The sequence below is a fragment of the Bacillus sp. SRI_025 genome (assembly GCF_057592095.1).
In genome coordinates this window covers 384,223-410,090 of the sequence record NZ_JBYEGB010000002.1, presented here as the reverse complement: position 1 = coordinate 410,090, position 25,868 = coordinate 384,223, and the positions used below count along the sequence as shown (strand labels likewise).

The 25,868-nt window shown below is 41.7% G+C and carries 29 protein-coding genes; 4 read left to right on the top strand and 25 right to left on the bottom strand.

Features of this window, described 5'->3' with window-relative positions; genetic code table 11:
* Positions 1-4: 4 nt before the first annotated feature.
* Positions 5-718, top strand: coding sequence for an amino acid ABC transporter permease (locus AC20OE_RS06965; RefSeq protein ID WP_058839022.1), 714 nt, complete (start codon positions 5-7; stop codon positions 716-718).
* 35 nt (positions 719-753) lie between these two features.
* On the opposite strand, the gene AC20OE_RS06960 is transcribed toward AC20OE_RS06965, so the two are convergent.
* The 7 genes from AC20OE_RS06960 to AC20OE_RS06930 form a co-directional block, all read right to left on the bottom strand.
* Positions 754-1,584 carry a manganese catalase gene (locus tag AC20OE_RS06960; protein WP_058839021.1) on the bottom strand — a complete coding sequence of 277 codons (831 nt, stop codon included), beginning with the start codon at positions 1,582-1,584 and terminating at the stop codon, positions 754-756.
* A gap of 126 nt (positions 1,585-1,710) precedes the next feature.
* The gene (locus AC20OE_RS06955; RefSeq protein WP_017358082.1) at positions 1,711-2,751 is read right to left on the bottom strand and encodes a 2,3-butanediol dehydrogenase; all 1,041 of its coding nucleotides are present in this window, start codon (positions 2,749-2,751) and stop codon (positions 1,711-1,713) included.
* A 70-nt stretch (positions 2,752-2,821) separates the two neighbouring features.
* Positions 2,822-4,042 (bottom strand): MFS transporter, encoded by a 1,221-nt coding sequence (locus tag AC20OE_RS06950; protein ID WP_144494473.1) that lies wholly within the window; start codon positions 4,040-4,042, stop codon positions 2,822-2,824.
* A gap of 372 nt (positions 4,043-4,414) precedes the next feature.
* On the bottom strand, positions 4,415-5,164 hold the full coding sequence (locus tag AC20OE_RS06945; RefSeq protein ID WP_260776099.1) for an SDR family oxidoreductase: 750 nt from the start codon (positions 5,162-5,164) through the stop codon (positions 4,415-4,417).
* A 44-nt stretch (positions 5,165-5,208) separates the two neighbouring features.
* Positions 5,209-5,982, bottom strand: coding sequence for a class I SAM-dependent methyltransferase (locus AC20OE_RS06940; RefSeq protein ID WP_058839018.1), 774 nt, complete (start codon positions 5,980-5,982; stop codon positions 5,209-5,211).
* An 85-nt stretch (positions 5,983-6,067) separates the two neighbouring features.
* Complete coding sequence (fdhA, locus tag AC20OE_RS06935) at positions 6,068-7,282, bottom strand: formaldehyde dehydrogenase, glutathione-independent (RefSeq protein ID WP_024423097.1); 1,215 nt, start codon at positions 7,280-7,282, stop codon at positions 6,068-6,070.
* 413 nt (positions 7,283-7,695) lie between these two features.
* Entirely contained in the window at positions 7,696-8,298 is a 603-nt protein-coding gene (locus AC20OE_RS06930) for a class I SAM-dependent methyltransferase (RefSeq protein WP_151284473.1), read from the bottom strand.
* A gap of 267 nt (positions 8,299-8,565) precedes the next feature.
* Between AC20OE_RS06930 and AC20OE_RS06925 the strand changes: the two genes are divergently transcribed.
* Positions 8,566-8,691, top strand: a complete 126-nt coding sequence (locus AC20OE_RS06925; RefSeq protein ID WP_008342643.1) for a YjcZ family sporulation protein — start codon at positions 8,566-8,568, stop codon at positions 8,689-8,691.
* Positions 8,692-8,734: 43 nt separating this feature from the next.
* Here AC20OE_RS06925 and AC20OE_RS06920 read toward each other — a convergent pair whose 3' ends face one another.
* The 7 genes from AC20OE_RS06920 to AC20OE_RS06890 form a co-directional block, all read right to left on the bottom strand.
* Entirely contained in the window at positions 8,735-8,896 is a 162-nt protein-coding gene (locus AC20OE_RS06920; RefSeq protein ID WP_155267112.1) for a hypothetical protein, read from the bottom strand.
* 160 nt (positions 8,897-9,056) lie between these two features.
* Positions 9,057-9,191: a YrzI family small protein gene (locus AC20OE_RS06915; protein WP_144494476.1), complete on the bottom strand. Its 135-nt coding sequence runs from the start codon at positions 9,189-9,191 to the stop codon at positions 9,057-9,059.
* A 451-nt stretch (positions 9,192-9,642) separates the two neighbouring features.
* The gene (locus tag AC20OE_RS06910; protein WP_034279976.1) at positions 9,643-9,873 is read right to left on the bottom strand and encodes a YrhC family protein; all 231 of its coding nucleotides are present in this window, start codon (positions 9,871-9,873) and stop codon (positions 9,643-9,645) included.
* Positions 9,874-9,945: 72 nt separating this feature from the next.
* Positions 9,946-11,094 carry a bifunctional cystathionine gamma-lyase/homocysteine desulfhydrase gene (locus tag AC20OE_RS06905; protein WP_039180222.1) on the bottom strand — a complete coding sequence of 383 codons (1,149 nt, stop codon included), beginning with the start codon at positions 11,092-11,094 and terminating at the stop codon, positions 9,946-9,948.
* 1 nt (position 11,095) lies between these two features.
* The gene (locus tag AC20OE_RS06900; RefSeq protein ID WP_212040056.1) at positions 11,096-12,019 is read right to left on the bottom strand and encodes a PLP-dependent cysteine synthase family protein; all 924 of its coding nucleotides are present in this window, start codon (positions 12,017-12,019) and stop codon (positions 11,096-11,098) included.
* Between the two features lie 46 nt (positions 12,020-12,065).
* Positions 12,066-12,761 carry a 5'-methylthioadenosine/S-adenosylhomocysteine nucleosidase gene (gene mtnN, locus AC20OE_RS06895; protein WP_024423101.1) on the bottom strand — a complete coding sequence of 232 codons (696 nt, stop codon included), beginning with the start codon at positions 12,759-12,761 and terminating at the stop codon, positions 12,066-12,068.
* A 15-nt stretch (positions 12,762-12,776) separates the two neighbouring features.
* Positions 12,777-13,418 (bottom strand): class I SAM-dependent DNA methyltransferase, encoded by a 642-nt coding sequence (locus AC20OE_RS06890; RefSeq protein ID WP_251180534.1) that lies wholly within the window; start codon positions 13,416-13,418, stop codon positions 12,777-12,779.
* 187 nt (positions 13,419-13,605) lie between these two features.
* Between AC20OE_RS06890 and AC20OE_RS06885 the strand changes: the two genes are divergently transcribed.
* A complete protein-coding gene (locus AC20OE_RS06885) occupies positions 13,606-13,809 on the top strand; it encodes a YrzA family protein (protein WP_024423103.1) in 204 nt (67 codons plus the stop codon).
* A 38-nt stretch (positions 13,810-13,847) separates the two neighbouring features.
* Here the strand turns inward: AC20OE_RS06885 and AC20OE_RS06880 are convergent, their stop codons facing one another.
* The 3 genes from AC20OE_RS06880 to greA all read right to left on the bottom strand — a co-directional run bounded on the left by AC20OE_RS06880 (position 13,848) and on the right by greA (position 16,847).
* Complete coding sequence (locus tag AC20OE_RS06880) at positions 13,848-14,513, bottom strand: YrrS family protein (protein WP_058839014.1); 666 nt, start codon at positions 14,511-14,513, stop codon at positions 13,848-13,850.
* A gap of 67 nt (positions 14,514-14,580) precedes the next feature.
* Positions 14,581-16,323 (bottom strand): peptidoglycan D,D-transpeptidase FtsI family protein, encoded by a 1,743-nt coding sequence (locus AC20OE_RS06875; protein ID WP_059374688.1) that lies wholly within the window; start codon positions 16,321-16,323, stop codon positions 14,581-14,583.
* A 50-nt stretch (positions 16,324-16,373) separates the two neighbouring features.
* Entirely contained in the window at positions 16,374-16,847 is a 474-nt protein-coding gene (gene greA, locus AC20OE_RS06870) for a transcription elongation factor GreA (RefSeq protein WP_039180237.1), read from the bottom strand.
* A 624-nt stretch (positions 16,848-17,471) separates the two neighbouring features.
* Here greA and AC20OE_RS06865 point away from each other — a divergent pair.
* Complete coding sequence (locus tag AC20OE_RS06865) at positions 17,472-17,819, top strand: Ig-like domain-containing protein (protein ID WP_487268765.1); 348 nt, start codon at positions 17,472-17,474, stop codon at positions 17,817-17,819.
* A 52-nt stretch (positions 17,820-17,871) separates the two neighbouring features.
* On the opposite strand, the gene udk is transcribed toward AC20OE_RS06865, so the two are convergent.
* From udk to AC20OE_RS06825, 8 genes are all read right to left on the bottom strand, one after another.
* Positions 17,872-18,504, bottom strand: coding sequence for a uridine kinase (gene udk, locus AC20OE_RS06860; RefSeq protein WP_024423106.1), 633 nt, complete (start codon positions 18,502-18,504; stop codon positions 17,872-17,874).
* A 7-nt stretch (positions 18,505-18,511) separates the two neighbouring features.
* The gene (locus AC20OE_RS06855) at positions 18,512-19,780 is read right to left on the bottom strand and encodes a peptidase U32 family protein (protein ID WP_024423107.1); all 1,269 of its coding nucleotides are present in this window, start codon (positions 19,778-19,780) and stop codon (positions 18,512-18,514) included.
* A gap of 20 nt (positions 19,781-19,800) precedes the next feature.
* Positions 19,801-20,733 (bottom strand): peptidase U32 family protein, encoded by a 933-nt coding sequence (locus AC20OE_RS06850; RefSeq protein ID WP_487268764.1) that lies wholly within the window; start codon positions 20,731-20,733, stop codon positions 19,801-19,803.
* Positions 20,730-21,395: an O-methyltransferase gene (locus AC20OE_RS06845; RefSeq protein WP_039180249.1), complete on the bottom strand. Its 666-nt coding sequence runs from the start codon at positions 21,393-21,395 to the stop codon at positions 20,730-20,732. The genes AC20OE_RS06850 and AC20OE_RS06845 overlap by 4 nt, the downstream gene beginning before the upstream one ends.
* A 211-nt stretch (positions 21,396-21,606) precedes the next feature.
* Complete coding sequence (gene mltG / locus AC20OE_RS06840) at positions 21,607-22,689, bottom strand: endolytic transglycosylase MltG (protein ID WP_341084116.1); 1,083 nt, start codon at positions 22,687-22,689, stop codon at positions 21,607-21,609.
* A 73-nt stretch (positions 22,690-22,762) separates the two neighbouring features.
* Complete coding sequence (locus tag AC20OE_RS06835; RefSeq protein ID WP_487268763.1) at positions 22,763-23,851, bottom strand: acetyl-CoA C-acyltransferase; 1,089 nt, start codon at positions 23,849-23,851, stop codon at positions 22,763-22,765.
* Positions 23,839-25,305, bottom strand: a complete 1,467-nt coding sequence (locus AC20OE_RS06830; protein ID WP_144491371.1) for an acyl-CoA synthetase — start codon at positions 25,303-25,305, stop codon at positions 23,839-23,841. The genes AC20OE_RS06835 and AC20OE_RS06830 overlap by 13 nt, the downstream gene beginning before the upstream one ends.
* Positions 25,302-25,868, bottom strand: a complete 567-nt coding sequence (locus AC20OE_RS06825) for a biotin transporter BioY (protein WP_106025814.1) — start codon at positions 25,866-25,868, stop codon at positions 25,302-25,304. The genes AC20OE_RS06830 and AC20OE_RS06825 overlap by 4 nt, the downstream gene beginning before the upstream one ends.

The following is a 25,868-nucleotide window of genomic DNA, read 5'->3' as shown; positions in this document are numbered from 1 at the left end:
TTAGATGCAAACCATTGATATTCCATTTGCGATTGACCAAGTACCTCATATTCTAAAAGGCGTTCCTTTCACCTTATTAATTGCACTAGTTTCTATGGCTGTGAGTCTTGTGATCGGATCTGTTTTTGCTTTTATTCGTCTCTTTCGCATCCCTGTACTCAGGCAGCTGGTCACGCTCTACGTCTCCTTTTTTAGAGGTACGCCTCTAATTGTTCAACTGTTTGCTTTCTTTTATGGGCTTCCTTTTGTTCTAACTAGCATGAGCGGCACATTCGGGCTGACCTTTCACCCGGACATGGTCTCCCCATTAGCTGTTGCCCTCATTACCTTCAGCCTGCATTCAGCCGCCCATTTAACAGAGGTGGTCCGAAGTGCACTTCTGGCAGTAGACAAAGGGCAGCTGGAAGCGGCAAAAATTGTAGGCATGACCACAAGGCAGGCGATGCTTCGCATTATTTTGCCGCAGGCATTTGTTGTGGCCTTACCGAACCTAGGCAATCAGCTCGTTCAGCTATTAAAAGCGACATCTCTTTCGTTTACAATTGGGGTACTCGAAATCATGGGTATTTCCCGGATCATTGCAAATGACGGCTATCAGTTTTTAGAAACTTATCTCGTCTCTGCTTTGATCTATTGGCTGTTGAGCATTGTCTTTGAATTAGCTTTTGCATTATTAGAGAAACGTGTCAGCGTGTACGGCAGAACTCTCGGACGTTAAAAAGTCGATCAGGCACAAAAACCTGATCGACTTTTTTATTCACCCTTTTTTGGTGTGTTAAACAGTTCTTTTGGTGCGGGATTGAGCTTTGGTGCTGAGCCGAATACGACAGGTGCAGAAATATATCTGAACTCTCCTTTTCCATCCATGCTGCGGCCATGTGCCCATCTGCCTTCCTTGCTTTCTTCCCCTCTTGAAAAGTTAAACAAATCATAGGATACTTGCTGTTTTTCTAGTGAACGAGGGAAAGTAGTTGGTACGACGACATCCCCTTCCCGCTCTTCTAATTCCTTAATTGCCGCAAGCCACATATTTTGATGATATGTATCACGAGCAATGAGGAAGGAAAGCATATCTTTGACGCCGCGGTCATCTGTCATCTCATAAAGCCTTGTGACCTGAAGTCTCCCCTGCGATTCTGCATTTAAATTGGCTCTGAAATCCGCCATTAAATTTCCGCTTGCAATGATATACTTGGCATTCCACGGATACCCTTGACTATCCGCTGCCATCGCCCCTAAACCGGCAACAATTGCATGCTGCGGATTCATTCCGCCCATAACAGCCGCAAGTGCTGGATCACTTTGATACGCTTGTTCCTGCTCTTTTACCGGTGCTTTATCAAGTAGACGTGCGATCATTGTCGCCAGCATTTCGACATGACCAATTTCCTCTGTCCCAACATCAAATAATAAATCCCTATATTTTTGGTCTGCTCGGCAATTAAACCCTTGAAATAAATATTGCATCATCACACTGATTTCACCATATTGACCGCCTAATACTTCTTGCAGCTTTTTCGCGTAAAGCGGATCAGGCTTTGAGGGCTTTGCTTCATATTGCAATTCTTTGATGTGATAAAACATGATGTCATCTCCCTTATCATGAAACATCTTTTCAATTATCACTATTCAACCGCAGCTCTCTTTATGAAAATGATCTGATCACATAAAAAAAGAGAATGGCTTATGCCATTCCCTTTGTCATCTTACTTATTCAGCACTGACTAAAATTTTCACTTGATCTTTTTCATTGATTAAAGCATGGAAGCCATCCTCGATCACATCGTCCAGCTTGATTTTTTTCGTGACGAGTGTGTCTGCAGAGAAATAGCCTTTTCTCATTAAGTTTAATACAGATGGGAATACGTCTCTGTAGCCGATAATTCCTTTCACTGTACGTTCTTTAATGACAATATCGTTCGGCATAATTTCCGCGCCTTTTTCCCAAATGCTTACAATGACGGTTTCACCTGAAATTCTAGTTGATTGGATTGCTTGCTTCAATACAACAGGTACACCTGTCACTTCAAAAGAAACATCGACGCCACCGTTTGTACGGCGTGCGATTTCTTGAACAACATCTTCATATTGAGAAGGATCTACAATGATCGCTCCAAGCTCTTTTGCTTTCTCTTGGCGTTCTTTTGATAATTCAACTGCATAAATATCAGTAGCACCAGCTGCTTTTAATGCTTCAATGACAAGTAAACCAATTGGCCCGCAGCCAAACACAGCCGCTGTATCCCCAGCTTGTACTTTACTAGAACGTACCGCATATAAAGCAACTGCAGAAGGCTCAACAAGCGCGCCTTGCTCATAGGAGATTTCGTCTGGTAATAAATGAAGTAATTCTTCATCAACTGATACATATTCAGAGAATCCACCGCCGCCTCCGGCAAGTCCTAAAAAGCCCATGTTTTCATCTAAGTTATAAGCACCTTGATGCCCGTGAGTTGCAAAAATAGGTTCTACAACCACTCGATCGCCTACTTTGTAATTGCTCACGCCTTCTCCTACTTCAACAACTTCCCCAGAGAACTCGTGTCCCAATGTAATTGGTGCTTTTTCTTTTGTAAGTGGATGAGGTTCATTCACAGGAATGAAGATCGGTCCGCCTAAATATTCATGTAAATCACTACCACAAATGCCGCACCATTTTACTTTCAGTTTCACTTTACCTGGAGCAACTGTTGGTTCGTCAATTTCCTCTAGTCGAATGTCCTTTTGATCGTGCCAGCGTAGTGCTTTCATTTGTAAGACTCCTTTTCTCATCAATTTAATTAACTTACTTAAATAATGATAACATAATTTTTTTAATTTTCTAAGTAGGATGCACTATTTTTTTGACAGTCAATGGACGAAAGATGACAAAACATAGCAATAGACAGATAAGAAGCATACATATACACCCAATGATGACGGACATTCTGATTGATAAAACATGAGCGAGCCCGCCGAATATTCCTGTCATGGCTATTGTCAAAATGGCTTCAATGAAAGCATAAAAGCTGGCTATCCTTCCCATCACCTCTACTGGGATATTTGTTTGATAGAACGTCATAAAACCTGTATTCGCAAAAGCTAAAAAGAAGGCTAATATAAAAAAACCACCGGCTGCTACAAATAGTGTGCTGGAAAATGCATATATAAGATAGCCAAACGCCACAAACAAACTGCCGACTCCAAGCATCAGCGAAACTGACAGCCTTTCGACAATGACCGAATTAAGACTTGCCCCTGCAATGATGCCTGCTCCAGCCACACTAACAAGAAGGCCATATTGGGTATCAGTCAGCATCAGTACTTCTTTTGCAAAGGCTGTTTCAAGTGAGTCAATGGCCGTAGGAAGGACCGATATCGCCGCACTAAATAATAAATATACCGCCATGATCTGGCGTGACGTCAGACTAAATCGCAGAACCAGCTTGGCATCCTCTTTTAACATTGAAAGGGAAAACCCCTTTTGGCCAGCATCTGTTTTGAGCAAATTCGGTAAACACATCGTTAACAGAGCAGATATCAAAAGGCAGAACGCATTTACATAAATTGAAAGAACAGGCGTCCCGATGAGAAAAAGCAGACCTGCTGCTGCGGGTCCAAGTAAAAATCCACCGGATTGTAATAAAGAGCGAATGGCATTAAACCGTTTTCGGTTATCGGCCGGGATGAGTCCTGTCATATACACCATCGACGCTGGATGAAACATCGCTTGTGCCATCTGTATGAAAAACACCATGACATACAGGATGAGCAGATGTCCTGAAAATAAGGCAAAAGGGATGCATGCAATGAGCAAAGCACGGGTAATATCTAAACTGATCATCACATTCCGCTGATTCAGCCTGTCAATCAAACTGCCAGACCAGCTATTGGTCAAAAGAGAAGCTGCCGGTCTTAGCAAATAAACTGCTGTTACAGCAAGAACAGAGCCCGTTTCTTGAAAAATAAGCAGATGGAGGGCAATCATATAAATCCATTCTCCTATGTTTGCGATCCCGATGGCTCCAAGCAAAATACTCATATCCCGCCAATGTTTTTTCATCATTGTCCCCCCTATTTGTCATAAAAAAAATCCCGCCCCCAAGACATTTCTGTCTTGAGGACGGGATTTACTCCGCGTTGCCACCTCAGTTCATTCATCTGTTGCCAGATGAACCTTAGCGGGTGATCATTCACCCTTCTCTGTAACGGGAGAAATTCGCTGCACTACCATCCGAGAGAATCCGGTGCAGAGCTAAGAGGCTTGGTTCCATCATGCTCCCCAGCTCCTTCTCAGCTTCACGGAGTTCTCTGTGTGGGGCAGCTATGATGTACTCTTCTCTATTGGCGCTGTGTCTTTTTTTCATCACGATCTTCAGCTGAATTGTTACATATTGTACTGCCGCTTGATCAAAGCGTCAATGTTTTTTTCATGTTAATCCGCATAAATCATTTTTCTAGTCATGCCACCATCAACAACCAAATCTGTGCCGGTCACAAATTGATTGTCTTCATCTGTTAAATAAAAACAAGCTTTCACAATATCCTTTGGCGTGCCGACTCGATTGGAAAGATGCTGATGATGGTCAATTTCTCGAAGACTTTTCTCATCCTTCGTTTCAATCCACCCAGGGGAAATGCTATTCACCGTAATGTGATCCTGACTAAAAGAAACCGCCAAGGCATGAGTAAGCGCTGAAATCCCGCCTTTTGATGCAGCATAAGCTTCCGTATGAGGCTCTGACATGGTCGCACGGGTAGATGAAATGTTCACAATGGAACCGCCTTTTGGATTCTCTTTCATATAACGCGCTGCTTCTCTAGCACATAAGAAAGTCCCTCTTACGTTTGTATGCAGGACATGATCCCACTCATCGACTGTTAACTCATAAGGCGATGCTGTGCACATGACGCCTGCATTATTGATGAGAATATCAATCGTTTTGCAGCGCTCCGCTGCAAACGACATTAAGCGCTGGATATCCTTCTCTTGTTTCACATCCGTTTTGATGAAATAAACTTCATAGGACTCTTTTCTCAGCTGCTCCTCCAAACGCTCCCCCTTCTCTTCATCTATATCCGCAAACACCACACGCGCCCCTTCTTTTGCATAGCCGCAGGCGATCGCTTCACCAATTCCATTGGCTGCGCCTGTGATGATGACGGTTTTTCCTTTAAAATTCAGCATTTGATTGATTCCTTTCTATAACTGGTTTGAATGATTTACTTTTACCCTTTCCTGAAAAGAGCAATCCAGTCATCTACCTCTATTGATTCTATTTGATCCTCTGTCATTTTCAATCTATAATATTGCTTTATTTTCTCGTTAGCATCTAACAAGTATTCTGTAACAATCTCTTCTTCCTTTAAATTTTTCGTTGTTCGCTTGACCCATTCTTGAAAAGGGTAACGTTTTTTTCGTTCCATTGATTTTACTTCTTTTATTCCTTCTGTTAAAAACAATTCCCGCCATTGTTCTGTCGATAGACAGGAGACATGACTTGGGTCTCTCAATCGTTCTAGCTCATTGATAAATAGTGCAAGCTCTTCATCATTTGGCGAAACATTATCAATAAAGAAAAACAGACCATTTGACTTTAATACACGAGATGCCTCTTTGGCAAACTGTTCAGGGTGCGGGAAATGGTGTGCTGCAATTCGGCATGTGACCATATCAAATGTGCCATCTAAAAAAGGAAGGCTTTCTGCATCCGCTACTACATAAAAAATTTGTGGATACGCTTTTAAATGAAGTGATGTATGAGAAAGCATTTCTTTCGTTAAATCCGTCGCAAACACTTGTTTCACATATGGAGCCAGTGTTTTTGCGGTATGCCCGCCACCAGTTGCTATATCAAGAACGACCCAGCTTTCTTCTGGAGCTGCCCATTCAACAATGAGATCTAGGTCTGCTCCCTTTGCATGAGTTTGACTCGTCACATACTTTTCTGCATTTCTCCCAAATTGTTCTATAACTCTTCTTTTGGCTTGATCTGTATTCATCTGATTCCTCCCCTTTGAAATAGATTGGGTTTTCCACAATAAAGAGCCGTCCCATTTTATTGAGCGGCTCCTTTCATGTTAAAAATTATCGAGAAAGCATCCCGTGCGGATCAATGACAAATTTCTTCGCCACACCCGAATCAAAGTCACTATATCCTTTAGGAGCTTGATCAAGGTCAATGACGGTCGCATTGACGGCTTTGGCGATCTGTGCTCTTCCGCTTAAAATGGATTTCATTAGACTGCGATGATATTGCATAACAGGGGTTTGACCTGTCACAAAGGTATGAGCTTTCGCCCAGCCAAGTCCAATTCGCACTTTCAGAGAACCGACTTTTGCATCGGCATCCACTGCTCCTGGATCTTCTGTGACGTAAAGCCCTGGAATTCCAAGCTTGCCGCCAACTTTGGTAATATCCATAATTGTATTTAAAACGGTCGCTGGTGCTTCTCCCTGATCTCCATGACCCGAAGCTTCAAAGCCGACACAATCGACAGCACAATCGACTTCTGGCTCCCCTAAAATATTCGTAATTTGTTCGCCGATTCGATCATGTTTTCGTAAATTGATCGTCTCACAGCCGAAGCTTCTTGCCTGCTCCAGTCTTTGCTCATTCAGATCTCCAACAATCACAGCAGATGCGCCAAGAAGCTGAGCCGAATGGGCTGCTGCAAGACCTACTGGGCCAGCACCCGCAATATATACGGTCGAACCAGGCTTTACTCCTGCCGTATAAGCACCATGAAAACCTGTCGGGAAAATATCGGAAAGCATCGTGAGATCAAGGATTTTTTCCATCGCTTGATCTTTGTCTGGAAATTTGAGCAGCTGAAAATCTGCATATGGAACCATGACATACTCGGATTGACCGCCAACCCATCCGCCCATATCTACATATCCATAGGCAGAGCCTGGACGGTCCGGGTTTACATTTAAGCACACATGGGTTTTTTGTTCCTTACACATGACACAGCGTCCGCATGCAATATTAAACGGAACGGACACGAGATCTCCTTTTTGAATAAATTCCACATCTCGCCCAACTTCAACGACTTCACCTGTAATTTCATGACCAAGGACAAGTCCTTCAGGTGCAGTCGTACGCCCTCTTACCATGTGCTGATCACTTCCGCAAATATTCGTCGTCACTACTTTTAAAATGACGCCATGCTCACATTTGCGCCCCACATTGGCTTTAGGTACACCCGGGCCATCTTTTAAGACCAAATCAGGGTATCCAATATCCTCAACTGCTACTTTTCCTGCTCCTTTATAAACGACACCTTTGTTTCCCGACATGATTTCATTCCTCCCTTTTGTTTAAAAATGAAGTCTCTACAATTTTCTCTATTTCTTAAGCAATTTCCTTCTTCAAACCGCACATTATGTGAAAAAGAAGGGGATACATGTCTACGTGAGAAAGAAAAATGTGTCTTCCAGTGAAATAAAAAAGAAAATATTGAAAAAAAAGCTAAACTTTTGCAGAACGGTGTCGATATAAGAAATAAGCCAGACAGGTATCCTTAATCGACAAACAAATTCCTTATATATACTATCATTCCTTACACACCTGGCTGGCGCCTACCTTACATACAAAAGGCTCTTCTGATGAAGAGCCTTTATTTATTTTTACATTTGATTGCAGACAAAGAGGCTCCTCTGACGAAGAGCCTCTTTTTGAGTGCTTGTTCATTACCTGGGAAATATTTTCATCATTTTAAAGCTTTGATACAGATGTATGTATCATAGTGATAAACCGAGACTTCTCTAAAGTGATATGCTGAAAACAGACGGCTGATCTCTTGTTCACTGTACGATGAAAAAGATGTTGACCGTTTTTGTTCCTTTATCAGATCCTGCTTTTGAAAAGATAAAAATACTTCACCATCCACTTGAAGGACGCGGTACACTTCCTTCATAACTTGCTCAATATCCTTCAAGTAATAGATCGTCTGCACCGTAAATAATTTATTGAATGATCTGTCTTCAAAAGGTAATTGCTCAGCCTTGCCAAGCGTAATAACGGCTTTGTCCTGTTCCGCAAGCTTCTTATGTTTTCTTTTTGCATATTTAATCATATGACGAGAGGCATCCACTCCATATACTTTTCCGCGGTCAAGTTTTTCTGCTACCTTTGATAAGGTAATGCCTCTTCCAGTCCCAATTTCTAAAATTCGGTCATTTTCTTGTATATTTAAGAGTTGAAGCGTCCATTCATTGATATTATGATGATTTTTTTCCATATAGCGGGCAACCCATTTTGAGAACAAGCCTTTTGGTTCTCTCATTTGTTTTCCAATCCAGCTTTGAATCAATGTTAACACCTGCTTTTCACCAGTAAATATAACTATTTACAAATTTTCTTACTTTTCATATCGGCTCTCACCTAACAAAAATTAAGACCTAGTCCTAATTTATTTGTCCTTTATAAGACGCTCCTTTTCAGAAAATGTTTCGCAGAAAGTGAAAATTTTTTGACCTGAATAGGCGTTTTCATTATTTGTGCTCAGATTGATTTCGTTTTCTGCATGAGCTGCATAATTTATAAATGTATCTTGATAAGATAAAGGTGGTGCTAGATTATGGGCTTTGGCGGTTATTCTGGAGGCTACTGCGGTGGCTACGGTGGCGGTTTTGCAGGCGGATTCGCATTGCTTGTTGTACTGTTCATTTTGTTGATCATCATTGGTGCAAGCTGGATTTGCTAACGTAAAAGGAGCAGGAAACCATGACGTTTCCTGCTCCTTTTCTTTAATACCAATAAGTCCGGTACTGATACATATAACGTCTGAGCATTTCCTCTTGCTCTCTTTGCATGCGGTATGGATTGCCGTACCCGTGCTTTAAGGAATGCGGAATAGATGCATATCCGTGCCCCACAGACGGAAATCTCATATATGGTGACATCGACATTTATTGATCACCTCACAATCTCCTTTTACGGTTATCATATGTGCAGGTGATCAATGTGGAGCGTGTCTAAACCTGGTCCTTCTCCCTCGTATAACAATCAAGCATGGCAAGCATCATAAACATGTCAATCTCCTCCTTTTCACTTTTTTCATTTCCTGTTTTAGTTCATATACATTAGTTGTTTCTGTTTCATTTCTTCATAAAATGTTTCGACTTCTTGTTCGTAAAGAACAGTCTCAATATCCTTGTATTTACGCTTGATCGTCAATGTAATAAAAAATAAATGGATTGTCATATACGCTCACCTCCCTTCAGTTCGCAGCACGCGAAATAGCCCGCAGATCTTCTTTATCAGTTGACCTGTGGGCACACAAAAATACAGCTCAAAAGACATTGTCTTCCAACCTGCAATGGATGATACGTGTGAAATCCTCGTTTACTACTTAAACAGTTATAAAGCGTGCACCGTATAAGGCAAAGGAAGAACACGAACTCTTCCACAGGCTGATGACATGATGAAATTGTTGGTTGAATTGATCACAAGTAGATACGAATAACATATTCTTCAGCCTCCTTTACGTTTTTTTAATTACTTTGTAAGTATATCCAGCAAGCACCATTTTGTAAACCTGTTTTTAGTAATATAGATGATTTTTGTGTTTTTGACTAAATTTCTACAGTTATTCTTGTCCGATTGTCCAATACAATGAAAAAAGCCCCCTCAGGCACATGAGGAGACTTTCGAATTAATCTTCATCTAATTCTTGCAGTTTCTTTTGAAAGAAAATCGCACGTTTAACACAAACAAAAGCGGCTAATAAGAAAACACAATCTATTCCCATCATCAGCATTTTTGGAGATGCTTCGATGTGCTGGTTCGGTAAGATCGTACCAATATATAAAAAGGTGCTGACAGCAAGCAAAATAAAAGCGTACTGCTTGTAATCTGTCACTAAATCACTCCACTTTTTCTTCACTTGTTTCACCTTCCAGTTATCAATGTCTATTCATAGCTTAACATAGTGAGAGAAAGCGAGGAGCATGTAAATCTATCCATTCGCCAGCGCGCTTAGTCCTTGCTTGATATCATGTAGTAAATCATCAACATCTTCAATCCCAACGGAAATACGAATTAAACCATCTGTGATGCCAAGCTCCTCCCTGCGGTCTTTTGGAATGGACGCATGGGTCATCCGGGCAGGGACAGAAATTAAGCTTTCAACAGCTCCAAGGCTTTCTGCGATCGTAAACAGCTTTAGCTGGCTCAAAAATACATCAACATGTTCTTCTTTTCCAATATCAAAAGAGATCATTCCACCGAAGCCAGATGCTTGTGTTTTCGCAAGTTCATGGCCAGGATGAGTACCGAGACCTGGATAATAAACACGTGTGACAGCTGGATGTTGCTTTAAAAACTCAGCGATTTTCTGTGCATTTTGTTGATGTGCTTCCATTCTTAGCCCAAGTGTTTTCATCCCTCTCATGAGAAGCCATGAATCCTGCGGTCCAAGAATTCCGCCTGTCGAGTTTTGAACAAAGTGCAGTTCTTCTCCAAGCTCTTTCGTCGCTGTGACGACAAGCCCGCCCACAACATCACTATGACCGCCTAAATATTTAGTCGCACTGTGCAGAACAATGTCCGCACCATATTCAATCGGCTTTTGGAAATACGGTGTGAAAAATGTATTATCGACAATCATCAAGATGTTGGCTTCTTTTGTCAATTCGCCGATCGCTTTTAGATCCGTCATTTTGAGTAAAGGATTGGTTGGTGATTCAATGTAAACGGCTTTTGTTTCAGGTAAAATGGCTTTTTTCACCGCTTCAGGATCACTTGTGTCAACAAAGGTTGCAGTAATGCCAATTCGGTTTAGCACCTTTGTGATGACGCGGTAGGTTCCGCCGTACACGTCATCTGTCAGGACAATATGATCCCCGCTGTTAAACAGCATCATCACCGCCGTAATGGCTGCCATTCCTGAACCAAATGCGTAGCCGTTTGCTCCTCCTTCAAGATCACGAATGACTGTTTCCAGTGCGGTTCTTGTTGGATTTGCTGTTCTGGAGTATTCATACCCCGTATGTTCGCCTGCTTTTGGCTGCTTATACGTGCTCACTTGGTAAATAGGTACAGACACGGCGCCTGTTCTTTCATCACCCGTTGTTCCGCTGTGAATCATCATTGTTTTTGGTTTCATTCTATTTTCCTCCCTCATAAATTCCTTTACTTAAATATCGCTCACTGCTGTCAGGAAAAATGGTGACAATGACTGTCCCAGGTGCTGCTTTCTTTGCTTCCTCTAAAGCGGCAAATAAAGCGGCACCAGAAGAGCTGCCGATGAGAACACCTTCTTTTTCAGCTGCTTCTTTCACCATTCGAAACGCATCATCATCACTGACAGTGTAAATCTCATCGAATAAAGCCTGCTCCATATAATCTGGGATAAATTCAAGACCAATTCCTTCCGTTCTATGCGGGCCCGGATCCCCACCATTTAAAATTGACCCTTCAGGCTCCACAACAACCGTTTTTAACGACGGATGCTGCTCTTTTAAATAGGCAGCACACCCTTGAAAAGTCCCGCCAGATCCTGCTCCTGCGACGAATACATCGATATTCCCTTTTAAGTCGGACCATAATTCCGGACCGAGCGTTCTGTAGTAAGTCAATGGATTTACTTGGTTTTTAAATTGTAAAACACAATAGGCATTGTCAAGGCTTGCCTCTAGTTCAAGGGCTCGATCAATCGCACCCTTCATGCCTTCTTTTCTCGGCGTATGAATAATCTCTGCACCGAGCGCCTTCATCACCTGTTGTTTTTCTTGACTAAAATGTTCTGGTACACAAAAAATGGTCTGCAATTGATGCTTTCTTGCACTTAGGGCAAGCCCAATTCCTGTGTTCCCAGCAGTTGCTTCAATAATGGTTCCGCCTGGACGCAGTTTGCCAGATGCTAATGCTTCTCTGATGAGCATATCACCTAAACGATCTTTAATACTTCCACCTGGATTCATCATCTCAAGCTTTGCATACACCTCAACGCCTTCTGGGACGCCAATCCCTGACAGCTTTAAAAGCGGTGTGCGGCCAATTAATTCGGTAATATCCTTTATGACAGCCATATAATTCCCTTCCTTTGCATGGAAAAGAAGGGGGAAACCCCTTCTTTTATTGTGTTTGCTTTATCATACGCAAGACAAGGTCGGTTGAGTGAATCGCTGCTTGTTCAAGGAATTGATCAAAGGAGATATTGGATTCTTTCCCTGCAATATCTGATAGCGCACGAACGACAACAAATGGCGTACCAAAGAGCTGGCATACTTGTGCAACAGCTGCAGCTTCCATTTCCACCGCATATAGCTCTGGAAACTTCTCTCTTACAAACGCTACACGATCCGGATCATTCATAAATGAATCTCCTGTTGCAATTGTTCCTTTTGCCACTTGAATATGATCGATCTCTAAAGCAGATTCCTCTGCAAGCTTTACAAGCTTTTCATCTGCAATGAAAGCAGCTGGAAGTCCCGGCACTTGTCCATATTCGTAATCAAAGATGGTCACATCTACATCATGATGTCTCACATCAGTAGAGATGACAATATCACCTACATTTAATGAGTGATGGAAACCGCCAGCAGATCCTGTATTGATCACATAATCTGGCTGAAAGCGGTCAAGCAGTAATGTTGTGCTGACCGCTGCATTTACTTTTCCAATCCCTGATTTTAATAAAATCACTTCTTTATCTTCATAAACACCTGTTGTAAATTCACACCCAGCGATGTTTTCTTGTGTAGCATTCTTTAGTTGATCTCTTAAAATCGTCACTTCTTCTTCCATTGCACCTATAACTGCGATTTTCAAAACAAAAACATCCTTTCATTCCCTTTTCTTCGCTTCTACGATCCAAACAAAATCATTCATTTGATGAAAGGATGTGCTAAAACCTTCTTCTTCAAAGATTTGCTTTAGCACATCAATGGATGGATAATATTCCGTTTCTAAATCTTCTGCAAGCTGATCGAACCCTGCAGCTCTCGCTTTGTCGATTTCAGCTTGATGTGCTGCTTGATTTTGAAACATTGTATCAGCAAAGACTATTTTACCATCTGAGTGAAGGATGTTGCTATAGGTGTGAATGGCTTGTTTTTTTTCTTCATCCGTTAAATGGTGGAATGCATATGAGCTGACGATCGTATCCGGCTCAAAAGGCGTCGCTGGAAATGATAAAAAATCCCCATCATGAAGTATATTTGGTATTCCTTTTTGAAGAGCTGCTTTCTTCATGGCATCTGATGGTTCAACACCAAACACGTTTTTATCAGCTGCAAGCAGGAGCGCTGTTAGATTCCCCGTACCGCTTCCAAACTCAAGAACATATTGGCCTGAACGGCGGGTAATTTCTTTTAAAATAGCCGGATACCGGCGAAACACTTCTTTATACTGCTCGTCATGACCACTCACCGTGTCGTCATAAGAGTCAGCCCAATGATCAAATAAAGAAAGAAATTCACGTCCCATTTTCTTTCCCTCCACTTTATCTTTTTATTCCTATGCGTATAGTATGTTTTATTCCGTCGAACAGTTCCTATCCTACCACAACTTCTGTTTCTTTCCTACTAAAAAATACTGGGAGAGGTAGAAAAATATTTGCCCTTCTGAGGGAGAGAGATTAAGATGAATGAAGAGTTATAGAGAGGTGAATCAAATGGATTTTCAGCTGGATTTTTTAAAGGATAAAATTGAATTTTTTGAAGCAACATCTTTAAAAGAACTTGAACAAAAGATCCAAAAACAAATTGAACATAATCAGGCGATTCTGCTGACCGTTCATTCTGTCAGTCATCAAACGACTGTGATCGATGAGCGGATTTTGTATACAGCAGTTGTTCATTTTAAAGCGAATGTTTAAACAAAAAAGATAGCATATCTGCTATCTTTTTTTCATGTTTATCTTAATTTTTCAACCTTCACAGGTTTCCAGCCTTTTTCATCTACCCACGTAATTTCCACGCGGTAGCGTTCACCTGTTGATTTATCACGGATGGTTCCTTTTGCATCTTGAGGACCTCCGTTATTTCCTAACCAAAGAACGGTCATTTGATCTTCTGAAATCCCTGTCGCATAAGACATCGCTTTGATCATTTCTTTCCAGTCTGTTGAGCTCGAATCATAGGTTGCTGTATGTGAACCGGATTGCTCTGTTCCTACAGGCTCCCAGTCATCGTTTTCGTATGTTTTGTCGACGTCACTTGTTTTGCCGCCGTCTGTTTCTTTGGCGTCTTTTAACGCATCTTTATTAGGTTTTTCTTCATCATCTGTCTTCTTCGTATCGTCGTCTTGATCAGATGAATCATCTTTTTTTGCATCTGAATCATCGGATGTGTCTTTCTTTGGATCTTTCACATCTTCTTCTGAGTTTTGTTTATTTTCACTTGTTGCAGGTGCCGTTTTTGATGGTGCATCCGCTACATCTGTATCTTTCGGCTTATTAAAAATTAACAAACTCGATGCGACAACCAAAATAAGCACCACAACGATACCAATTAATATGTTAAGCACCATATTTGCCTTTCTGCGCTTATCACGATGTTCAAATCGAGAATTTCTACTCAAAATCTCTGCACTCCTTTGCCTCTGTTCCCTAAGTCGTTACTATTCTAACATGTCATGAAGGGATGTTCTATGTCTGTTTCTTTTCAATTTCATTGACCTTTTTTACAATATCATAAAACGCATCATTTGTCTTAGCCCGGCCACTTGTCTCGTCAAGGTGAACAACGACAAGGGCGTATTTTGGTTTTTCTACCGGAAAGTATCCAGCAAACCACTTATGATAAAGCGGATTCCCCTTTTTGTCTTGACCGCCGGTTTGGGCAGTACCTGATTTCCCCGCTACATCGTATGGCAAATCTTGAAACCTTCTTCCGGTTCCCTTGTCAGAGGTCACCACCTGTCTTAAGAATTTTTGCAGCTTTTGAGCTGTATAGCGGTCTATGCTGCTCCCTTCAGGCCGTTTGTTTTGAAAGGACAGCATCGTTGTTCCGTTTTGATACAGCACTTTTTCTGCGATTTTCACTTCTTTTCGTTCTCCTCCTCTTGCGATCGTAGCCATCATATTCGCGATTTGCAGAGGAGTCGTTTTGACATTTTTTTGTCCTATTGCGGTTTGTGCAATGGCTTTTTTGACATGCTTGTCTCTTTTATCTCCCCACACACTGCCTGTTTCTTCACGATCAAACTGTTTGAAGTGCTGCTTATGATAGACATCCCCTTCCCAGCCAGCTCGATCTAAGAGTCCAAGCTTTGCAGCCGTCTTTTCGATGATTTGATCATCTGCTTGAATGAGCCTTTCAGCAAGTGTCGCAAAGGTATAATTGCAGCTCTCTGAGAAACTGTCCGTCAGATTTAGCACTTCCTGTTTTCCTTCAGGCTCTCCATATAAATTCTTTCGACAGTCATACATGGTTTGTGGCTGGTCAAGGTTTTTTTCGATTGCTGCGGCAAGCACAGCCGTTTTAAAGACAGAGCCTGGTGCAATCGCTGTCAGCATGTAATTTCTTGCCTCGTGCCGGTTTTTGCTTGTGACATTTGGGGTACTCGCCATCGCCAGCACACTGCTTTTTTCAATGTCAAGCAGAACGGCACCGCCTTTTTCAACGCCTTGTTCTTTGAGCACCTTTTCCATTTCAGCCTGCATGTCTTCATCTATTGTTGTCTGTACCTGAAGTGGATAAAAGGAATGAGCTTCTGCTGTATATTTGACGTCCATACCGAACAAAGGGTTTCCCCTTCCGTCCACATGATATAACAATTTTGTGTCTTGCTCGGGTAATAGAAATTCGTCAAAGGTGCTTTCCAGCCCAAATGTGCCGATTTCAGTACGAATGGAAAGCTCTTTTTTGTCAGGATACCGCTTTCTCAATAGTTCTGGATTCTCGCTTGTGAAACCTAATGTGTGGAGGGCAAGTCTTTTTTTGTCCTTCTCTTTCATATATACGCCGTACACACCTGAATATTTCATATCATTGATGTCTTTCAGCTTTTTTTTCGAAATGTCATCTTTTAAAATGAGCGGTTTTTTCGTTTCTGTTAACTGTTTTTTGAGTTCATTCTCTTCCATCTCAAGAATTGAGGCAGTTTGCTGCAAGCGCGGAAGATCATATTGCAGGAAAGGAAATAAGATAACCGCGGGCTGTTCTTTTGTAAGAAGTGCTTGGCCGTTTCGATCTAAAAACTCACCGCGCCCGTCTGAAATGACGACTTCTTCTGTTCGCTGTTTGACACTTTCTTGTATTAAATTGATATCAAGCTTTGAAAAAGATTCTGTGAAGAACAGCTGAATTTCTGCCAGTCTCATCAGAAGACCGAGAAATAGCATAAAAATAATCGCACCTGTCCATTGAATTCTTCTTTTTTTGCGCATAAAAACACCTCGTCCCTATTGTGGACGAGGTGTTTACGTGATAAACGTGATTATGAAATTTTTACAATTTTGACAAACATTTCTCCACCAGGTGTTTGAACGGTTACTTTGTCGTCTACTTGTTTACCTAAAAGGCTTTTTGCAATCGGTGAATCGTTTGAAATCTTGCCTTCAAACGGATCAGCTTCTGCACTTCCCACAATGGTGTAAGACTCTTCTTCGCCGTCTGGTAATTCAACGAATGTCACCGTTTTACCAAGTGAAACAACATTTGAATTTCCTTCATCTTCGATAATTTTGGCATTACGAATCATATTATCAAGCGTTGTAATACGGCCTTCTACAAACGCCTGCTCTTCTTTAGCAGAATCATATTCCGAGTTTTCAGAGAGGTCTCCAAAGCTTCTAGCGATTTTAATACGCTCTACAACCTCTTTACGTTTAACCGTTTTCAAATGTTCAAGTTCTTCTTCTAATTTACGCTTTCCTTCTTCTGTCATTGGAAATACTTTCTCTTGTGCCATGAATCATTCACTCCTTCTATTAATCCTCATCATACAAACTTTCTGCACGTGAGTGACGACTGAAATATACAAGAATGAGGACATGTTCAGGCCCTCATTCCTTCTGTCCCATATTCGTAAAAGTCCATCTTACATGGCGTCCCTTTTAGATGCAACTATTATGCCTTTTATTAGACAGGACCACTCCGCAGCGGTCTAAAATCGCACAAACTGTGGAAAGGCACAGGAAGCTCCTGTACCTCGTTCGGCCATTTCGATCATATGTAGAAGAATAGCTTATCCATTCTCCATCTTCCAATACATAATATGGTCAGTGTACGATATGTCTATGCTATATTATTACAAAATTGCGTTTTGATCAAGAATTGTTTGAAAATTTGTGATGATTTGTTTGTCGTTTTTTTAATATACTTTTTCAACTTCATTCTTTCGCTATGTGGTAGTGATTTCTCCATCTCTTCTTTTCTTCATTGTTTTCTTATCATATCAAACCCTCAAGATTTTTTCCGATAATGCTGCTTTCATAAATGTTCACATATAATTAACAAATATTAACAAGGAAATATTTGGTTTTTGTTGAATTCTATCAATGCAAGACCAAATACATGCTAGGGAGTGTTTTAAATGAACATGAAGAAAACAATTGTTTCTGTTCTATCCATCTCTACCTTATCTTTTTCACTAATGGGCATGGCTTCAGCCAAAGAAACAGCAGATGTCACAGTCAATAGCAGCTCGTCTGGATTTCAAACATTAGATGTGATTTCGATTAAAGATTACAGTTTACCTTTAAGAGTTGGTGAGCAATACTCAGTCTATAATTCTGCAGCTACACGTTATTGGACAGATAAACAGAGTGTAGCTTCTGTTAGCTCTAATGGAATAGTGACCGCAAATTCACCTGGCAAAGCCACGATCACTCTTTATAAAGGGACGTCTGTCTTAGGACAAGTTTTCGTGACTGTTTATTAATATGATGCTGAAAAGACCTTTACACTGTAAAGGTCTTTTTCTTCGCCACCATTTACTCTGCTCGGTTTTGAAGAATGGTTTGAATTTTTGTGACCATTAAGTCTATTGCCACATGGTTTTGGCCGCCTTCTGGGATGATGATATCGGCGTATCGCTTTGTCGGTTCAATGAATTGATTATGCATCGGTCTGACAACAGATACATATTGTTCAATCACAGAATCGATCGACCGGCCTCTTTCCTTCGTATCGCGTAAAATGCGGCGAATGATGCGAAGGTCTGCATCTGTATCGACATACAGTTTAATATCCATTAAGTCTCTCAAACGTTCGTCTTCGAGCGCAAAGATACCTTCAACGATAATGACATCCTTCGGCTCAACATGAACCGTTTCTTCTGAACGTGTGTTTAGTTTAAAATCATATATTGGTTTTTCAATGGATTCGTACCTTAGGAGCTGTTCCAAATGCTCAAACATCAGGTCATTGTCGAATGCAAGCGGATGATCATAGTTCGTGAGCAGGCGCTCTTCAAATGGCATATGACTTTGATTTTTGTAATATAAATCTTGCTGAAGCATGAGGATGGAATGTCCTTTAAATTTTTCATAGATTGAATTGGTGACGCTCGTTTTACCTGAACCCGAGCCGCCAGCAATACCAATGACAACTGGTTTACTCCTCATGTGGCTGTTATTTCCCCTTTCTCATCATGTTGCTAGGGTATACTTTTTGATCAAGCTTGAATTTGACGATTTGCAGCGGATGACGAGCGGCATCTAGTTCATTGCCTTTTTCATCCCAAATCGTCTCAATTTTGCATGTGAAATTCTCAATTTCTGGTCCGAAGAATTCGACTTCGTCGCCTTGCTTAAAGAAGTTACGCTGCTGCAATGTCACGATTTGTTCTTTTTCATCATAATGAAGAACAAGACCTGCGAAATCAAATGTCGTTTTCTTTCCATGAATGCCAAACATTTGTTCATCTGTTCCTGGTACGCCTTCGAAAAAGGCTGGTGCTGTGTCACGGTTTGCGCATTTATCTAATTCATCTAACCATTCCTGCTGAATGACAAAATTGTCTGGATCAGCACAATACGCATCGATGACTTTACGATACACACTGACAACAGTGGCAACATAATGAATGGATTTCATCCGTCCTTCGATTTTTAAGCTGTCAATTCCCATTTCGATCATTTGAGGAATGGATTCAACAAGCTTCAAATCTTTTGGACTCATCGCAAATGGTGCATCTTCTTCACCAAATAAGGGCGCTTCCTCAGAACCTTCTAGTTTATAAAGATCATAATCCCAGCGGCAGGACTGGCAGCAGCCTCCACGGTTAGAATCTCTTGCCGTCATATGGTTACTGAGCACGCAGCGGCCAGAGTATGCGATACACATCGCACCGTGAATGAATGTTTCGATTTCAATATCGACTTTTTCTTTCATTTCTCTAATTTCTAGCGCACTTGTTTCACGTGCAAGCACCACACGCTCAAGCCCTTCTTCCTTCCAAAATTGAACAGCTTTCCAATTTGAAAGAGATTGCTGTGTGCTTAAGTGGACTTCAAGCTTCGGTGCAACACGTTTACATGTTTCAATGATCAGTGGATCAGCTACGATAATGCCTGCTACTCCAGCGCCTTCAATCCCTTGAAGGTATTCCTCCAGCCCGTCCATGTTTTCATTGTGGGCGAAGATATTCGTTGTCACATAAATGCGTGCGCCATATTTGTTTGCAAATGCGACGCCTTCTGCCATTTCTTCAATTGAAAAGTTATCTGCATTTGAGCGAAGCCCAAATTCTTTCCCACCAATAAAAACAGCGTCAGCTCCATAATGTACAGCAATTTTCAGCTTTTCCAAGTTTCCTGCGGGTGCAAGCAGTTCTGGTTTTTTTGTAATGACACGTTTCCCATCAATCATTTCAGAAATACCATCTTTCAATAATGCCATTTCCTCTGCCTCCTCTTATATTAATAAACCGTTTCTTTAAAGAAGAATCCTGTATCAATCGAACGATTCACTGGCTGAATCTCTTCAATCCGCTTCACCCAGTCCTCTTTCTGATCTTCATAAAATGCGTCTTTGTCAGTCGTTAGTAAATCAATTGCTTTTCTATAAAGTGATGTCACCTCTGTCATATAAGAAAGTGACTTTAAAATTCCGTCAATTTTAAATGAGTCAATGCCTGCGTCAACAAACTCTTCTAATTCGTCAATCATACACACATCATTTGGACTCATAATATGTGTCCCGTTTGCATCCTCGAAAATAGGGTATTTGTTTTGACGCTCTTGATCATGCAGGAATAGCCCTTCCTCCATATGTCTGCCTACGACATCCATTTGTTTGCCCTGGTATTCAAAGTAGTTGCCGATGAGCGTACGTTTTGATTGAAACATACATGTCATGCCATGGACCTGGATTTCAATCTCCACCTCAGCATTTTCTTTGATGTCGATCACACTGTCCATATTCAGCTCTTTTGCAAGAACAGCACGCGATGCGCCTTTTCTGCCCCAATAGTTACAAGTGTAATAGTTTGTCCCAGTCGTTTCTGTACTCCAGTGAAGATTCAGGTTCACTCCTGTTTCCTTTGCAGCCATGATCACGGCTGGGTCTCCAAAGACGACACCGTCCACGTTTAATGAATCGAGAAAAGTTAAATAATCTCCAAGCAGTTGTACGCGGTCATTATGAAAAATTGCATTCATCGCCACATACACTTTTTTGTGATGAGCATGTGCAAGCTCAACCGTTTGTTTCACATCTTCTCTTGAAAACTCACCCGCAAGACGAATACCGTATGTTTGTTCGCCTATTAAGAATGCATCAGCTCCTGCCTCAATTAATGGCATGACGTCTGACACGCTGCTTGGCGTCACAAGCAATTCTGGTTTCTTCATGATTGGTCACCTCTTTTTGTACTAATGGCGATCCCGTCTCCAACTGGAATAATGCACGTTTGGAAATCAGGGTTTGACATGAGCCATTGATTGTATCGATCAATTTTTCCAATTAATTGTTTTTTTCGTTTATCTTCAATTTCTTCTTCATAATTCGTTGCCACTAAGCCTTTGAATAATACATTGTCTGTAATAATCATTCCGTCATGAGCAAGCATCGGTTCAAACAATTCAAAAAAACGCTTGTACTGCCCTTTTGCAGCATCAATAAAAATCACATCATAGGGCGCCATCGTTTGGACCGTTTTAGCCGATTCCATCGCATCACCAAAAAACACGTGTATTCTTTCTTTTAACTTTAATTCTTCAATGTTCCGTGTCGCTTCTTCATAGCGCTTTGCATTTCGCTCAATCGTATAAATCTCAGCATCTGGCAGAGCTGTTGCCATTCGAATGGCGGAATAGCCAATCGCTGTCCCAACCTCAAGAATTTTCTTCGGCTTTTTCATCGAAAGAAGCTGCAGTAAAAGCTCGATGCTCACCTTTTCCATAATTGGCACATGATGCTCTTTTGCATATATCTCTAATTGAGCGATCGCATCAGGACTTGGGTGAATTAAATGTTCAATATAATCATTTATTCGATCATCTTCGATAGTCATTATCTGTCTAGCTCCTTCATGACCTGAAAAAGAAGAGTCCTGCCTATTGCAGCTCTCTTTCTCGTCAATCTTTCGTTCATCTAAGTAAAAACAACCCGATATATTTTACCACAAAGGAGTGGTAATTGCGAACCTATAAAATGGATATTCCAACGAAAAAAACTGCAGGCAATCTCGTATTGTCTACAGTCTTTTTCGATTCACTTGTACGTTAATTGCTGCCTGTGATGTATCTCGCTTTTGCTTTATTATGCTCATTTAACGTTTTCGTAAATACGACTTCTCCATTTTTCTTCGCAAGGAAGTAAACGTAATCCGTTTTCTCTGGATGCAGTGCTGCTTTCCAAGAGGATTCACCAGCATTTGCAATAGGTCCAGGCGGCAGCCCTTTGTTGTTATACGTGTTATAAGGAGATTTCACTTTTAGGTCTTTGTAATAAACGCGGGATTTATGCTCACCAAGTGCATAAAGAACGGTTGGGTCAGTTTGAAGCGGCATGTCCTTTTTCAACCGGTTATAAAATACACTTGAGATTTTTGCCCGATCTGTCTTTTCTGTTGCTTCCATTTCAATGAGTGATGCCATCGTTAACACATCATGTATGGACATGTTTCTCTTTTTCATGTCTTTTTCATACGTTTTCACGTATTGATCTGTTTGTTTAATCATCGTTTCAATGATCGTCTCGAGTGATTCATCCTCACGATAAAATGGATACGTAGCAGGGAATAAGTAACCCTCTAACGGATGTTTCACCTGTTTCCCATTCACCTGTGATGTCACGGTTTTCGGATATTTTTTCATTAGTGTTTGAATAAAAGCAGGATCATCCAGCTTTGCTTCAACTTCCTTCGCTGAAAAATTCGTCTGATTTGCAATAATCGCTGCAATATCAGATAGCTGTCTTCCCTCTGGAATCACAAGCTGAAAGGCGTAATCTGTTCCGCCAGATGTCAGCTTTTTGATCAGCGTGTCTGCGTCCATTGTTTGTTTCAAATGAAAATAACCCGCTTTAAAGCCGGACGCATTTTTGTATTTCGCATAATAAGTGAAAATCGTGTCATTCGAAATGAGCCCATTTTCTTTTAAAATGCCCGCAATTTCGCGCACAGATGTCCCATTTGGAATATGAATATTAATCGTTTGTTTACTTTTTTGATCGACCGGTCCGAGTGCTGATTTAACATATAAAAAGCCTGATAATGCTGCAATGATGATGACAGCAAGGACAGATAACAGGACGATCCCCATTTTTCTTTTGAAGAATGGTCGTTTCTTTTGTTCTGAAAACATGCATGGCCCTCCTCACATCTAGCTTTTATAGTACATGATTCGACGGAGTTCGGCAATTCCTTGCTCATGCATGTCATGACAAAACTTGCCACAAAACGGCTAAACCAACACCGCCACCGCTTCCAATAGCAGCCATGACATAGCTTCCATTCGGTAAGGTGTGCGCTTCATAAAATAATCTCACCATCATAGCAGCTCCTGACGCGCTGTATGGATGCCCAAGGCATAGTGCACCGCCTCTTCTATTGATCCGGTCATATGGTATCCCCAGCATGCGGGCAATAAGTGCTGCTTTCAGCGCAAATGCTTCATTGATTTCAAAAAGCGCCACTTCCTCTGCCTTGATGTTCTCTTGATGTAAAAGTTTCTTGATTGCATCAATCGGTGAAGCAGCTGGAAAATGAGGATGTATCGCTGTCACAGCACTTCCGGCATACCGCAGCATCGCCTTACATCCACTTGCTTCCGCTAACGATCTTTCCATCACAGCGACAGCAGCTGCTCCGTCTGCTTCCTTACAGCTATTGGCGGTGGTCACAGTTCCTTTCCCCGGCAAAAATACAGGTTTTGCCCGCTTGATCAGCTTTGTCATTGGTCTTATTTTAGCAGCTGCTTGATCTATACTCAGCCCGTCTACCGAAACGATTTCTTCTGCATATGTACCATGTTTAAATGCGGCTAAACTCCTCTCCCAGCTTAAAAGGGCATAGTCATCTTGTTCTTTTCTTGTAACAGAAAATGCCGACGCGGTCAGCTCTGCTGCTTCTCCCATATGTGGATCTCCTATCCACTCCGGTGAAAAGCGGGCTCTTTCTTTCATTGGTGATCTGGAAATGCTCTCAGTCCCGCCAGCGATATACATCGCGCCGTCCCCCGATTGAACCATGATGCAAGCTGTTCGGATCGCTTCAAGACCAGAGGCACATTGCCTGTCAATCGTCATACCGGGAACGTGTAAAGGAAGCCCTGCTTCTAATGAGGACAGACGGGCCATATTTCCACCGCCTCCGACGACATTGCCTAATATGACGTCATCTGGTGTCATGTTCTGAGACAAATGCCGAATAAGGGGAGCGGCTAATTGCTCTGGGCGATAATCTTTCAGCATCCCATTTTTGTCACCGAAGGGTGTTCGTTTTGCTTGTACGATCATCGCTTGCATGACAATTGCTCCTCCGCCCACCTTTTCATGCTCACGCGGGCAATTTTTCCGCCGGATGTTTCAATCATTTGATCAATCATAAGCCATTTTTTTGGTACCTTGTAGGCCGCAAGCTTTTCTTTAACAGCTTGTCGAACCACCTTTATTTGCTGCACTTGCTCCAGTATGGCAACAGGGATTTCACCCCAATATGGGTCAGGAACGCCCACCACAATCGACCGCTTCACCTCTGGCTGTTCATTTAGCACACGCTCAATTTCCTCTGGGAAAATATTCAGACCTCCATAGACGATCATGCCATTCTCACGACCGCTCATATACAGATAACCGTCTTCATCCAGCCATCCCATATCGTAAACTGTCAGCCACTCCTGCGGCGGTTTCTCCTCATGTAAGTAACCTGAAAAAGTCATTGGGCTCTTTACATAAATCCTCCCTGTTTCATTTGGCTGACAGACAGATTGATCGGGCCGCCTTACTTCTACTTGAATGGAGGAGAAAGGCCGTCCAACAGAAGAAGGTTTTTGCAGAAAGTCATTTGAAGACAAGTAAGAGACAAAACTTAACTCTGATGTACCATAAAAATCAAAAAAAGTGATATGTGGATAGTTGGAGACGAGCTGTTCTTTTGACGAGATGCTCCAATCTGCTCCCGATGACATGACAAGAAGCGGATTGTCTCCTTTAAAAGCATCGATTTGCAGTAACGTTTCTGTCATTGTTGGGACAGTATACATCACGGTGATATCACCTGTCTCTAAGGCTTGCTTCGCTTTTCCTGGCACAAATTTTTCTAAAAGTGTCACTGTGCCGCCAAAGTATAATGTACTGATGGCACCATATAAAAAGTGAGAGGATAAGAGTGTACCTAATATAAGAGCATGATCTTGATGAGTGATTCCAAATGAAGCAGCTGTCATTCGAAAGCTCTCGATCCATGATTGCTGACGTCTAATAAAGGCTTTCGGTGAGCCTGTTGAACCTGACGTAAATCCCATATAAAAGACAGGATCCTTCTCGGTATCGCAGTTGTTACAAGGATTGATGTCTGTGAGAAGGCTCATTCTTTCCTTCCATTCAGATAAAGAAAGAATCGGCATGTCCACGCTTCCCTGTTCAAATCTTTTCATCAATCGATCCTCTATAATGGCGAGATCCGCCTCACTTAACAAGAGCTTTTCTACACATTCTTGATGACTCCATCTCGGATCAAGCGGAACGGCTGTCCACCCTGCACAAGCAGCGCCCGCAAATATTTGAAGAAAAGAAGCACCATTTGATAATAAAAAAGCGATTCTTTTTTGCTGATGAGCCGTTCCTTGTAACCACTGTGCCGATCTCTGCACACGTTCATACCAATCTTCATATGTAATGCTTTCTTGCTCATCTATGATGGCAATCTGATCTCGTTTCATTTCTGCATGTACTGCATAGCTTTCCGTTATTCTGTTCAAACTGCACGCCTCCCTTTATGCAGATCCCTTTTTCGATAGGACATGGCCTGTATGATTTTGACCGTAAAGAAAGCGCACATTCCCGCTTTGATGAGATCACCTGGAAGATAAATCAAACTAAGGAAAGCCGCCTGCGACACCTTAATATGCATCATCATGGCTTGAAAAGGAATACCGCTCATATACAAAATCACAATACTGCAAACCGCATAGATCACAAAAAGACGCAGTGCGGTTACTTTTTTCAGCCGGTTCACCCATAAGCTGATCATGAAGGCAGCAACAGGATAAGCAAGAAGAAAACCACCACTTGGACCAAAAAAGACCCCTATCCCGCCTCTCCCACCTGACAAAAGAGGTGCGCCTGCTGCCACAACCAAAAGAAAAAGACATAAACTGATCAGTGCTTGCTTTGGCTTTAACAGCCCCCCAGCAAGCAAAAGACCTGCGGTTTGCAATGTAATCGGTACAGGTGTAAATGTCAGTAAAATCGGCGGGATCAAGCCTAACATCCCGATAACCGCTGTCATTAACGCTATTTGCATCATATCTTGAATTCTCAA

Bases quoted from the DNA above. Each gene is read 5' to 3' on its own strand.
- AC20OE_RS06855 (WP_024423107.1), bottom strand. From the start codon at position 19,780: ATGGCATTATTGAAAGATGGTATTTCTGAAATGATTGATGGGAAACGT.
- AC20OE_RS06845 (WP_039180249.1), bottom strand. From the start codon at position 21,395: ATGACTATCGAAGATGATCGAATAAATGATTATATTGAACATTTAATT.
- AC20OE_RS06915 (WP_144494476.1), bottom strand. From the start codon at position 9,191: ATGACAATCCATTTATTTTTTATTACATTGACGATCAAGCGTAAATAC.
- AC20OE_RS06885 (WP_024423103.1), top strand. From the start codon at position 13,606: ATGGATTTTCAGCTGGATTTTTTAAAGGATAAAATTGAATTTTTTGAA.
- fdhA (WP_024423097.1), bottom strand. From the start codon at position 7,282: ATGTCGGGAAACAAAGGTGTCGTTTATAAAGGAGCAGGAAAAGTAGCA.
- greA (WP_039180237.1), bottom strand. From the start codon at position 16,847: ATGGCACAAGAGAAAGTATTTCCAATGACAGAAGAAGGAAAGCGTAAA.
- AC20OE_RS06900 (WP_212040056.1), bottom strand. From the start codon at position 12,019: ATGGCTGTCATAAAGGATATTACCGAATTAATTGGCCGCACACCGCTT.
- AC20OE_RS06875 (WP_059374688.1), bottom strand. From the start codon at position 16,323: ATGCGCAAAAAAAGAAGAATTCAATGGACAGGTGCGATTATTTTTATG.
- AC20OE_RS06940 (WP_058839018.1), bottom strand. From the start codon at position 5,982: ATGAATACAGATCAAGCCAAAAGAAGAGTTATAGAACAATTTGGGAGA.
- mltG (WP_341084116.1), bottom strand. From the start codon at position 22,689: ATGTTTTCAGAACAAAAGAAACGACCATTCTTCAAAAGAAAAATGGGG.
- AC20OE_RS06905 (WP_039180222.1), bottom strand. From the start codon at position 11,094: ATGAAACCAAAAACAATGATGATTCACAGCGGAACAACGGGTGATGAA.
- AC20OE_RS06920 (WP_155267112.1), bottom strand. From the start codon at position 8,896: ATGTCGATGTCACCATATATGAGATTTCCGTCTGTGGGGCACGGATAT.
- AC20OE_RS06865 (WP_487268765.1), top strand. From the start codon at position 17,472: ATGAACATGAAGAAAACAATTGTTTCTGTTCTATCCATCTCTACCTTA.
- AC20OE_RS06925 (WP_008342643.1), top strand. From the start codon at position 8,566: ATGGGCTTTGGCGGTTATTCTGGAGGCTACTGCGGTGGCTACGGTGGC.
- AC20OE_RS06950 (WP_144494473.1), bottom strand. From the start codon at position 4,042: ATGAAAAAACATTGGCGGGATATGAGTATTTTGCTTGGAGCCATCGGG.
- udk (WP_024423106.1), bottom strand. From the start codon at position 18,504: ATGAGGAGTAAACCAGTTGTCATTGGTATTGCTGGCGGCTCGGGTTCA.
- AC20OE_RS06955 (WP_017358082.1), bottom strand. From the start codon at position 2,751: ATGAAAGCACTACGCTGGCACGATCAAAAGGACATTCGACTAGAGGAA.
- AC20OE_RS06850 (WP_487268764.1), bottom strand. From the start codon at position 20,733: ATGAAGAAACCAGAATTGCTTGTGACGCCAAGCAGCGTGTCAGACGTC.
- AC20OE_RS06890 (WP_251180534.1), bottom strand. From the start codon at position 13,418: ATGGGACGTGAATTTCTTTCTTTATTTGATCATTGGGCTGACTCTTAT.
- AC20OE_RS06835 (WP_487268763.1), bottom strand. From the start codon at position 23,851: ATGCAAGCGATGATCGTACAAGCAAAACGAACACCCTTCGGTGACAAA.
- AC20OE_RS06960 (WP_058839021.1), bottom strand. From the start codon at position 1,584: ATGTTTTATCACATCAAAGAATTGCAATATGAAGCAAAGCCCTCAAAG.
- AC20OE_RS06965 (WP_058839022.1), top strand. From the start codon at position 5: ATGCAAACCATTGATATTCCATTTGCGATTGACCAAGTACCTCATATT.